This window comes from Streptomyces sp. NPDC051987 (assembly GCF_040680735.1).
In the GTDB taxonomy this organism is placed as follows: domain Bacteria; phylum Actinomycetota; class Actinomycetes; order Streptomycetales; family Streptomycetaceae; genus Streptomyces.
In genome coordinates this window covers 1-10,458 of sequence record NZ_JBFAXI010000159.1, presented here as the reverse complement: position 1 = coordinate 10,458, position 10,458 = coordinate 1, and the positions used below count along the sequence as shown (strand labels likewise).

The following is a 10,458-nucleotide window of genomic DNA, read 5'->3' as shown; positions in this document are numbered from 1 at the left end:
GGCCCGTACATCGTCACCGCCGACGAGATCCCGGACGCGCAGAACCTCGACATGGAGCTGCGGGTCAACGGCGTGGTCCGGCAGAAGTCGAACACCAGCCGCATGTCCGTCTCCATCCCGCACCTGGTCGCCTACCACTCCCCGCAGGGCTACAGCGCCGGCGACCTGATCACCACCGGCACCGTGCAGGGCGTCGCCGGCTTCAGCGGCGATCCGGACATGTACCTCAAGCCGGGTGACGTCGTCGAGGCCGAGGTCGAACGCCTCGGCGTCCTGCGCAACCCCATCGTCAGCTGGGAGCAGGGGCACGGCACGCCCGTACCGAAGAAGGTGGACTGGTGAGACTCGGTCTGCTGAACGGCCGAGCGGTCCTTGTCCGCGGCGACCGGGCCGCGGACATCCGCTGGGCCTCGAAGGGCCGGCTGCACCCCAACCCCATGGTCCTGCTGCAGAACTGGGACCATCTGCGCGAGTGGGCACTTACCCTGCCCGACCATGCCTACGACATCGACGTCGAGCCCACCGCACTCGGCGCACCGGTACCGCGCCCCCGGCAGGTCTTCGCCGTCGCCCTCAACTACCCCCCGCACGCTGTTGAGGCCGGACTCACTCCGCCCGACGAGCCGCTGGTGTTCACCAAGTTCCCGAGCTGCGTCACGGGCCCCCGCACGACGGTCGAACTTCCCGCGGGCAAGGTCGACTGGGAGGCCGAGCTGGTCGCGGTGATCGGCCGGCCCGCTCACCGGGTGCCCGCCGACCGCGCGTGGGAAACGGTCGCCGGACTGACCATCGGACAGGACCTGTCCGAGAGGATCACCCAACTACAAGGCAGGCCCGCCCAGTTCAGTCTGGGAAAGTCCTTTCCCGGATTCGGACCGACCGGGCCGGTCCTCGTCACTCCGGACGAGTTCGGCGATCCCGACGACCTGGAGATCACGGGGCTGCTGAACGGTGAGGTCGTGCAGCACGACCGCACGAAATCCATGATCTTCCCCGTTCCCGAGCTCATCGCCCGGCTCTCCGCCGTCGTGCCCCTTCTCCCCGGCGATCTCGTCTTCACGGGCACACCCGCCGGAGTCGGCAACCGCCGCACCCCGCCCCGCTACCTCACCGAGGGCGACGAACTGGTCACCCGGATCGAGGGAATCGGCGAGGTGCGCCAGCACTTCACCGCACCCGCGTCCTGAGCACCGTCCGAGGAAAGGACCCCTCGTGTCCGAGCAGCCCCCTTCGCCGCCCCGCCGCTTCGAAGGCCGCACCGTCCTGGTCACCGGAGCGGGCACCGGCTACGGCGCCGAGATCGCCGTACGGGCTCCGCAGTACGCCGCCGCGAAGTACGGCATCCTCGGTATCACCAAGTCCTATGCCCAGGCGTTCGCCCCCGCTGTGCGGGTCAACACCTTCGCGCCCGGCTTCATCGAGACCGAGAAGCTGCGCGGCCGTGCGGACTCGAGGTCCGGCCGCCGCGAGGACATGATCGCCAAGGCGCCGATGGGCCGCATCCCGGGCCCCGCCGAACTCGCGGGCACCGCCCTCTTCCTGGCCACCGACGCCGCCGCCCACATGACCGGCGTCTACCTCAACGCCGACGGCGGCTTCACCATGATCGGCGCCTGACCTGCAGAAATGCGCACCAGGTGCAACAACAAAGGGAGACGACCTCGTGGCACTGGACCGTAACCTTCTGATCGGCGGCAAGGAGACCCCGGCCGTGTCCCGGCGGACCACCGCCGACATCAGCCCTTGGACCGGCGAGCCGTACGCGAGGGTCGCCGCGGCCGGCCCCGAGGACGTGCGGGCCGCGGTGGACGCGGCGGATGCCGCCTTCGCCGAGTGGGCGGCGCTCGCGCCCTTCGCCCGCCGGGAGATCTTCCTGCGGGCGGCGGACCTCATGGAACAGCGCGGCGAGCAGGTCGTGGAGTTGATGGCCTGCGAGGTGGGCGGGACCCGGGGATGGGCGCTGTTCAACATCGGGGTGGCCGCCGGCATGCTGCGCGAGGCCGCCGCCGCGGTCACCGCCCCGCGCGGGGATGTGCTCACCACCCAGGAGCCGGGCGGTCTCAGTCTCGGCGTCCGCGAACCCCTCGGCGTCGTGGCCGCCTTCGCGCCGTGGAACGCGCCGGTCATCCTCGGCACCCGGGCGGTCGCCGCTCCGCTCGCGGCGGGCAACACCGTCGTGGTCAAGGCGAGTGAGGACGCCCCGATCGCGTGCGGCCTGTTCGTCGCCGACGTGCTGCGCGACGCGGGACTGCCCGACGGCGTCCTCAACGTCATCACCAACGACAAAGCGGACGCCGCCGGTATCGCGCGGACACTGATCGCGGATCCGCGGGTCCGTGCCGTCAACTTCACCGGCTCGACCGGCGTCGGGCGGATCATCGGTGCCCTCGCTGCCGAGCACCTCAAGCCGGCCGTGCTGGAACTCGGCGGCAAGAACTCCGTGATCGTGCTGGAGGACGCCGACCTCGACCACGCCGTGAACGCCGCCGCGTTCGCCGCCTTCATGAACTCCGGCCAGATCTGCATGTGCGCCGACCGCATCCTGGTGCACACCGCACTCGCCGACGAGTTCACCCGGCGGTTCACCGCGAAGGTCGCCGGACTCCCGAGCGGCGACCCGAACCTGCCCGCCACCGTCATCGGCCCACTGGTCGACGAAGCCGCCGCGCGGCGGGTCTCCGCCCTGGTCACGGATGCCGTCGGCAAGGGCGCGCGCCTCCTGACCGGCGGTGGCACGCCGAACGGGGCCCGGTATCCGGCGACCGTGCTGACCGACCTGCCCGAGGACGCGGAACTGCACCACGCCGAGGCCTTCGGACCGGTCGTCGCCATCAGGGCCTTCGCGGACGACGACGAGGCCGTGGCCATGGCCAACGACACCGAGCACGGCCTCAGTTGCGGCATCCTCACCGAGAACGGCACCCACGGGCTGAAGGTGGCACGCCCTATCCGCACCGGCATCGTGCACGTGAACGACCAGTCGGTGGGAGACGAACCGCAGGCCCCCTTCGGTGGGTTTGCCGCCTCCGGTTACGGCCGCTTCGGCGGACGCTGGGGCATCGAGTCCTTCTCGAACACCCGCTGGGTCACCCTCGCCACCGAGCACTCCCACTACCCCTTCTGATCCTGCCGCGCACGGCGCCTGCCCAAAGCGGTCATCACCACAACCAAGGAGCTCCCATGGCAACGTTCCGTTTCGACACCAGGGTCAAGCAGGACCCCGACAGCGTCTGGGCCGTCCTCACCGACGTGAGCAAGATTCCCGAGTGGTTCCCGGCCGTGGAGGAGGCACACTTCGACGGCACGCACCGCCACCTGCGCGGGCCCGGGGGGATGACGATGAAATCCCTCGTGGTGACGAAGAACGACGAACTGCGCCGGTTCCAGTACCGGTTCGTCGAGGGCATGCCCCAGCCCATCGAGTTCCACCTGGGCACCATCGACGTGCTTCCCGACGGGGACGGTTCACGTGTGGTCTACAGCCAGGAGATCCTTCCCGAGGCCCTGGCACCCATCGTCGGGGGAGCCGTGAGCGAGGGGATCGCGGGCATCGCCCTCTACTTCGCCGCACACCCCTGACTTGTCATGGGCGCACGAAGTGGGAGCCTGGCCGGCGGCGGTTGACGCGGCCGGACACTCCGGTGCGGGCCGGGTCACCTGACCCGGCCCGCACCGCTGTGCGAGGCGGTCAGCCCTGCTCCGCCACCTACGGCCACCACGAACAGGCCGATCGTGTCGTAGGCCGTGGACGGGCGAGTCCAGCATTCTGTCGAGTGCGCCGACCGGGCACACCCAATGGGGTTCATGAACGGCCGAAGTCGGCAGATGCCCGCCCACACAGGGATCGATCACGCCGAGGAAGTGGGTGCCGGATTCCGTCATCCGGGTGTCGTCCGCCGCGACAGTCGGGCAGCCTCCGGCATGCTGACGCCTTTGTTCAAGGCTTCGCTGACGACGACGGCGGGGAGGTGAAACCGCCTATGCCCGGCGTGCCGTCGACCAGGCCATCTCGGACCACGGTCGGAGCACCGCGGCGGAGACGCCGACATACGGTGGCGTCTCCATCAGATGGCGAGCGCGACGAGACAGTCCTTACGACGCGGGGCGCGGCCCACGCGGCGGCCGGCATCGTGGACGTGGACCAGCCATGCCGGACGTTGTGCGGCCGGACGGGACGCAGACCGGCACCGTCACTCACGTCCAGACCGCCGGTCTCAGGGCCCACCCGCCGTCCGGCAGCAGCTGCCCGGTCCAGCGGTCAGCCAGGTCGGTGCCGAGAGGCCCGGCACCGACCTGGCTGCGACGTCTGCGGGCCTCTGGCGGAGACCCTCACCTGTGCCCGAGCAGGTCAGGACACCACGGGCAGGAAGAGGCGGGAGCCGTACCGGCCGCCGGTGCGGATGGTGTGCGTTCCGGCGTTGCGCGTGGGCAGTTCGACATCGGGGGACTCGCCCGTTCGCGGGGGTGTCAGCGGTCCCGCGAAATGCCCCGCGATTTCGAGTACCAGAGTCTCCCCGGGGTGGATGAGCATTCCGGTCGGCCACAGTCCGAGATCGAGCTGCACGGCGACACCCGGTTCGACGAGGTCTTCGCGTTCGTGAGAAAGGTACGGCTCCAGCGTCGTCGACTTCTCCGCATCGAGAGCCCGGTGGGAGGCCCGGATCCGGCCGAGCGGACCGGAGTAGGCGAGCGCGGAGGGGAGCTTGCCGTCCTGTCCGAGCGACTGCGTCAACTCCTTCAGCGCGGGGAAGACGAAGTGGTACAGCGGCTTTCCGTCGGCGTCGGTCTTGTAGAGGGCGGCGAACAGGTCGAGGTCGTTGCCCTCGCTCGTCTGCACCCACAGCCGTACGTTGAGGGGTCCGAGCAGCTCGGTCTCCCGCTCAACGGTGTAGCGGAACCTCGCGGACGCCGTCGGGTCCGTCGACGTGTAGGACACGGACGACTCCGATGCCGGCGCCTCCCGCGTCAGGCTGCCGGTCGCGGCGTCGAGGTGGAGCGTCGTCGGCGTCGGGCGCACGGGCGGCCAGGAGTCCGAGGTCCGGTCGACGATGTCCTTGCCGCCCGGGTCCAGCACGGCGTAGCGGACGCGCGGGGTGGACTCCCAGCCGTTGTCCTCGTCCTTGAGGTAGCGGTCGTAGAAGCGCCTGAGGTCGTCGACGTTCTCCGGAGTGGCGATGTCGACCCACTCCTGGGTGTTGTGGAGCCGCAGCCACTTCCGCTCCGACGGCAGCTGCTCGAACGCCTTGAGCGTGTTGCGGGTGTGGATCGGGTTGCTCCAGCTCGCCACCACGTAGGCGGGAATGTCCACGACGGACAGATCGGGGCGCTTGTCGGCCCAGTAGGCGTTGTCGAGGGGATACCGGTGCACCATCTGGCCGAGGTCCTCGAACCGGCCGGTGCCGTACAGGAAGGCGATGATGTCGTTGTCGTGGAACACCACGTCGGGGATGCCGCCACGCCCGACGACGTCACGGAAGACGTCGGTCAGTCCCTCCCACGGCGCGATCGCCGTCAGGTGCGGCGGACGCAGGGCTGCGGCCGCCCACTGCACCATGGCCAGCTGGGAGTTGCCCGCCATCGCCACCTTGCCCGTCGACCATTCCTGGGCGGCGATCCACTCCACCGTGTCGTAGGCGTCCCGGCCTTCCGCGCGGCCGTGGAAGAGCATGTCGCCGCCGGAATGACCGGTGCCGCGTGCGTCGACCACGACCAGCGCGTAGTCGTGTTCGCACCAGTACGCCGGATCCAGCGCTTCGACCGGCTGCAGGCCGGAGACATCGCCTGCCGGAACTCCGAACCGGGTGGCGGACAAGGTCGTGTTGAAGTGCCCGCCGCGCTTGATGTACGGGGTGTAGATCAGCACCGCGGGGAGCGGACCGGCACCGGCGGGCCGGTAGACATCGCCGTACAGCGTCACGCCGTCACGCAGCGGAATCGCCACGTCCTCGAAGACCTCGATGTCGACCGGAACGGGACGCGCACCCTCGGCGTGGACGCTGCCGGCCGGGATGAGCCGGGTCCCCGGTGCGAGGGCCGGGACCGGAGGATCGCACTCCTCCAGTGGGTTGGCCGGTCGGTACAACACCTCGATGCCGTGGCTGTTCTGCTCATGCCCGTCCATCACGCATCACCTGGTTTCCGTGGCCGCCCACCCGGCGGGTGCGTCTCGAAGCCACACCACCAACCAAACATGACGCACTATTTGGCGTCAACACCAAAAGATGCATAACTTTGGTCTTCGGATCCGTTACGATCACCTGCATGAGCGCATCAGCAGATGACGAGACCGCCCCCTCGGCCCCCGCCCAGGGGCTCGTCATGGGCCTCCTCGGTCTGCACGTACTCGGCCGGGCGCGGACAGTGCAGGAGTCCGGGCAGCCCGTCCCCACGCAGGTGTTCCTGACGGTGCTCGGCAAGCTCGGCGTCTCCGCCTCGGCCACCCGCACGACCCTGAACCGCCTGGTCGGCCGCGGCCTGCTCGTCCGGCACAAACAGGGCCGTGCCAGCGCCTTCCAGCCGACCGCGGACGCCATCGCACTGCTGCGCCAGGGGCGGGCGCGGATGTTCTCGCCCACGCCGTTCGACCACGCAGAGTGCGGCTGGACAATCCTGAACTGTCCGGTCCCGGAGAGCCTGCGCAAGGTGCGCTACCAGCTCCACAACAGGCTGTCGTGGGCAGGCTTCGGCATGGTGCAGGCCAACCTGTGGGTTGCCCCGGGCCGGATCGACGTCGACGAACTGTTGGGCGACATCTTCCCCGCGGAGGCGCTGGGCCTGGTACAGGCGTTCCACGGTGTCCCGACCGGGCCCAGCAGCCCAGCGCAACTCGCACACGCGGCCTGGGATCCCGACGCCCTGCGTGCGGCGCACCTCGACTTCCTCAGCCGCTGGGAAGACGCAGATCCACTGACCGCCGAACCCCTGTCACAACTACTGCTGCTCCTTGACGACTGGGGCCGACTGCTGCGCACCGACCCCGGACTGCCCGCCACCCACCTCGGCGATGACTGGCCCGCCCAGCGTTCGAGCCAGACGTTCCGGCGCCTTGAGACACATATCGGTCCACTCGCAGAAGAACAGCTGCAACAGCTGGTGCGCGCACATAGCTACTGAGGACGCTCTGTTGTCTCAGGGCCGCACCAGTATGCGCGTGACCCCGGCGACCAGCGTCGTGGCTAGTGTCCAGCCACTGATGATCAGTCCATAGGCCAGCGCCTGGCGAGGCTCACTACCGGCACCAACAGGTCGAGCGTGTAGGCGACCGGGTTGAAATGCGGTCTGCCCGTGCCCAGCGGCGCGGGGTGGTGGGAGGCGAAGTAGACCGATCCGGCGGCGAGCAGGCCCAACAACCACAGCCCGGCCGGCCACGGCCGATACCCGTAGCCGACCGTTGCGTCCTGGAGAAGGCCCCATGCTTTCGCCGGCACGCCCGCCGCCTCACGTCGCCGCCGCTGCTGGGCAAGCAGCACCCGCCGCGACTCGCCGTCACGCCCCACCGCGCGGTAGCGCGCGGCCAGCTTCTCTAAGGCTGAGGCTGATACGCGTCACGAGCCAGCCACGGCAGTCGCGTCCCGGCCGTCGGCAACGGCATCAGTTCGTCATAGACGAAGCCGTCCAGGCGCAGCTTGTCGGGCCAGGACGCGGCGTCGTCCTCGAACGTCGTAGTCCGTGCCCGTCGCAGGTCCAGGCTGTGCGAGCCGGACCGCGCCCGAATCTGGGCTGACTGTGGTGGGCTGCGGCTCTCGGGTCGGAAGGAAGGCAGAGAACATCAGCACCGAAGCAGTCCCGGCGCCAAGGCGGATGACGGACTCAGCGCCTCATCCCGCCGCCTGATCGCCCTGCTGTCGCAGGGCCGGCTGTAGCACCTCGACGGCTGGTCGCAGGCACGCGACGAGATCATCGACGCTGGCCCGGTCGACGGCGGAGAACTTCAGCACGTAGCGCGTGATGGCGACACCGAGGGTCAACGCTCCGATCAACTGACCGCGCAGATCGGTCAATTCATCGTTGGACGCATCCGCAGCAGCAAGGCGGTGTGTCATCTCGTCCAAATTGAACAACTTCAGCGCCTCTTCGGCACTCTCATCGTGGGTGAGCATGGACCGGAGCGTGGAAGCGGTGATTTCCGGCCGCTCGTCCATGTGCTCGAACACCAGGCGGACCAGCCGCTCACTGAGCCCCTCGACCGGCCCCGCCGACACCGCCGCCATATCCAGGTCCAGCTGCGCCGCAGCCCTGAAGAGCTTCTGCTTGCTGCCGAAGTGCTGCATCACCAACGACGGGTCACACCCCGCCTGCTCGGCTACCGCTCGAATCGTCGCTTTCTGGTAACCGCGCTGGGCGAACTCCCGCCGTGCGGCATCCAGAATGGCCGCCCGTGTACGGGCGCGACGCTGTGCCCTCACGGAGGACGAGGTCTCAGACATCACACACTCCCTTCACGGCTGGTGAGCATGCCATATCTGCACACACATCATCACTCTACGCCTGTTGAGCGAATGGGTCTGGCGTCGGCCTCGGCAAGACCTTCGCCGTCAACAGCCACCTCGACGACCTCGCCCCCCCACACCACCCTGCGCCTCAAACCCCGCGTCCTGGTCATCGACGAAGCACAGTGGCTCGACACCCGCACCTTCGAATTCATCCGTGAACTCCGGGACGACGAGGACAACCGCCTCGCCGTCGTCCTTGTCGGTGCGGAAAGCTGCTACCAGAAGATCAGATACCGGCCCGCCCTCGACTTCCGCATCCCACCAACCCCGCGTCTTCCGAGACCACCCGGAAGCCGCACGCCCCCTACCGCGTCGCGGACGACATCGTGGCGGCAGGGGACGTGGCCGTGGTCCGCGGGTCTCGCCGTCGGCCTCACCGGACCGACGCGGTGGAGCAGGCGCGGGTGGCATCGGCCGCCTTGCTGGGGGAGGACGTGGCTGCGCCGGGCGCTTCCCTCCTGCTTCTGGACCAGCCAGTTCGGTGTCGACATGAAGATCGCAGGCGAACCGGCCGGACTCGGAGAACCGGACCTGGTCGATGTCGACGGCGGATCCATGCTTCTGGGCTGGTCGGCCGGGGCGGCCGCGACCGTGAACCACACGATGCCGGTCCGGAAGACCCGGCAGCTTGGCTCCGCCTAATGAACACTAGAGTCGCAAGGGTTGTGGGCGGGTGGTTGAGAGCGTGATCGTGGGAAGTCGGCAGGTGGGCAACCCTCGTTCGAGGCATCCCGTGACGCCGTGAGATTTCCTCCATCGCTTACGACCTCGGGGGAAATTGATGTTGAGGCATGCTCGCCTGGTGATCGGGCTGGTGCATGATCAGCAGGCAGTCTGCTGGACCAGCGCCAGTTCCGTGCTCGGCTTTCGCCGGGTCGCCCGCATGGCGGAGCGGTCGGAGACCAGCCCGGCGATCGCGAGGTGGGTCTCGGTATAGGACTCGCGGCGGCCAGTGAATCGCTGCAGAGGTCGCCACTGCTTGTATTCGGCGTTGGTGTGCTCTACACAGATCCGGGCGGAGGACTGGCGGCGGCGCTGCTCGCGCCAGGCGTAGTGCTCGCCCAGCGGCGCGTCGCCATTCGGGTTCTTCGGCGGGGCGCTGACCTGGTTGGGGAACTCGTTGGCCAGGCCCCGGTAGCCCTCGTCGACCTCGGCACGCACCCTCGGGTGCCGGCGGAGCTGCTCGGCGATGCCCTCGGTGCGCACAGCGGTCTGGTCGTGCATGCGGCCCGGCCGCACTACCCCGCTGAACAGGGTGCGGCCCTGGGCGTCGCTGAAGGTGGTGGTCTTGATGGTGTTCTGCTTCTTCTTGCCTGATACGAACGCCATGCGGCCGGGGTGGCCCGCACGCGGGCGGCGGACCTGCACCTCGGTGCCGTCGATCCGCAGGTCCACGCCCTCGGCTCCGGCGTAGGCGAACAGGTCTTCCAGGGTGCGGATGCGTAGGCCGGGCCGCTCGGGGATGGCGAATCCGCGAGCGGCGAGGAGGGAGCGAACGTCGCGGATGGCGGCGGAGATCGTGGAGCGGTCCACGTCGTATAGCTCGGCCAGCGCCGCATGCGGCATATCCAGCCGCAGGTGGACGAGCGTGACCAGCGCCCGGTCGACGAACTCTAGCTTCGGCTTGCGCCCGGCTCCTGCCGCGCGCCTGCGTTCCCCACCTCGCTGCTTGTGCAGTATGGACTCACGCCGTGCCTGCCACCTCGGATGGATCTCTTCGAGCAACCCGCTCAGGTGTGCACGCGAGATGCCGGACGGGGCGGGATGGGAACAGGCCGCACGGGCCCAGGTTCGCTTCACAACTCACCGAATTTGGAGGGACCTTCACGGGTCGCTGCCCCGCTGGGGACAGAGCTTCTCATTCCCCGTCGTTACTGACCTTCAAAGCGTGGTGTCGTAGGGGCTGACGTCTCATGATCCCTGCGGTATGCCGACCGCATGAGGTATGCGCAAGGGGGCGGGCTGA

Annotated in this window: 11 protein-coding genes and 1 pseudogene; 8 read left to right on the top strand and 4 right to left on the bottom strand. The window is 68.9% G+C overall.

Translation table 11 applies throughout. The features are described 5' to 3' along the window. The 5 genes from AB0M11_RS40165 to AB0M11_RS40145 form a co-directional block, all read left to right on the top strand. Positions 1–342: fumarylacetoacetate hydrolase family protein (locus AB0M11_RS40165; RefSeq protein WP_365713705.1), on the top strand; the 342-nt coding region annotated here is incomplete at its 5' end. Further along, complete coding sequence (locus AB0M11_RS40160) at positions 339–1,187, top strand: fumarylacetoacetate hydrolase family protein (protein WP_365713703.1); 849 nt, start codon at positions 339–341, stop codon at positions 1,185–1,187. The genes AB0M11_RS40165 and AB0M11_RS40160, both read left to right, overlap by 4 nt. A 25-nt stretch (positions 1,188–1,212) precedes the next feature. Next, positions 1,213–1,617: an SDR family oxidoreductase gene (locus tag AB0M11_RS40155; RefSeq protein WP_365713701.1), complete on the top strand. Its 405-nt coding sequence runs from the start codon at positions 1,213–1,215 to the stop codon at positions 1,615–1,617. A 46-nt stretch (positions 1,618–1,663) separates the two neighbouring features. Next, positions 1,664–3,124: an aldehyde dehydrogenase family protein gene (locus AB0M11_RS40150; protein WP_365713699.1), complete on the top strand. Its 1,461-nt coding sequence runs from the start codon at positions 1,664–1,666 to the stop codon at positions 3,122–3,124. Positions 3,125–3,180: 56 nt separating this feature from the next. After that, entirely contained in the window at positions 3,181–3,579 is a 399-nt protein-coding gene (locus tag AB0M11_RS40145) for an SRPBCC family protein (RefSeq protein ID WP_365713697.1), read from the top strand. 769 nt (positions 3,580–4,348) lie between these two features. Here the strand turns inward: AB0M11_RS40145 and AB0M11_RS40140 are convergent. After that, positions 4,349–6,121 (bottom strand): CocE/NonD family hydrolase, encoded by a 1,773-nt coding sequence (locus tag AB0M11_RS40140; RefSeq protein WP_365713695.1) that lies wholly within the window; start codon positions 6,119–6,121, stop codon positions 4,349–4,351. A 140-nt stretch (positions 6,122–6,261) separates the two neighbouring features. Between AB0M11_RS40140 and AB0M11_RS40135 the strand changes: the two genes are divergently transcribed. Next, positions 6,262–7,113 (top strand): PaaX family transcriptional regulator C-terminal domain-containing protein, encoded by an 852-nt coding sequence (locus AB0M11_RS40135; protein ID WP_365713693.1) that lies wholly within the window; start codon positions 6,262–6,264, stop codon positions 7,111–7,113. 83 nt (positions 7,114–7,196) lie between these two features. Here AB0M11_RS40135 and AB0M11_RS40130 read toward each other — a convergent pair whose 3' ends face one another. Together AB0M11_RS40130 and AB0M11_RS40125 are read right to left on the bottom strand one after the other, a co-directional pair. After that, complete coding sequence (locus AB0M11_RS40130; RefSeq protein WP_365713691.1) at positions 7,197–7,469, bottom strand: hypothetical protein; 273 nt, start codon at positions 7,467–7,469, stop codon at positions 7,197–7,199. 348 nt (positions 7,470–7,817) lie between these two features. Next, positions 7,818–8,426 (bottom strand): TetR family transcriptional regulator, encoded by a 609-nt coding sequence (locus AB0M11_RS40125; RefSeq protein WP_365713689.1) that lies wholly within the window; start codon positions 8,424–8,426, stop codon positions 7,818–7,820. Between the two features lie 27 nt (positions 8,427–8,453). On the opposite strand from AB0M11_RS40125, the pseudogene AB0M11_RS40120 reads away from it, so the two are divergent. Together AB0M11_RS40120 and AB0M11_RS40115 are read left to right on the top strand one after the other, a co-directional pair. After that, positions 8,454–8,654, top strand: a pseudogene (locus tag AB0M11_RS40120) (hypothetical protein); the annotation flags it as partial. Between the two features lie 327 nt (positions 8,655–8,981). After that, the gene (locus AB0M11_RS40115; protein ID WP_365713707.1) at positions 8,982–9,134 is read left to right on the top strand and encodes a hypothetical protein; all 153 of its coding nucleotides are present in this window, start codon (positions 8,982–8,984) and stop codon (positions 9,132–9,134) included. A gap of 180 nt (positions 9,135–9,314) precedes the next feature. Here AB0M11_RS40115 and AB0M11_RS40110 read toward each other — a convergent pair whose 3' ends face one another. After that, the gene (locus AB0M11_RS40110) at positions 9,315–10,217 is read right to left on the bottom strand and encodes a transposase family protein (RefSeq protein ID WP_365713687.1); all 903 of its coding nucleotides are present in this window, start codon (positions 10,215–10,217) and stop codon (positions 9,315–9,317) included. Between the last annotated feature and the right edge of the window lie 241 nt (positions 10,218–10,458).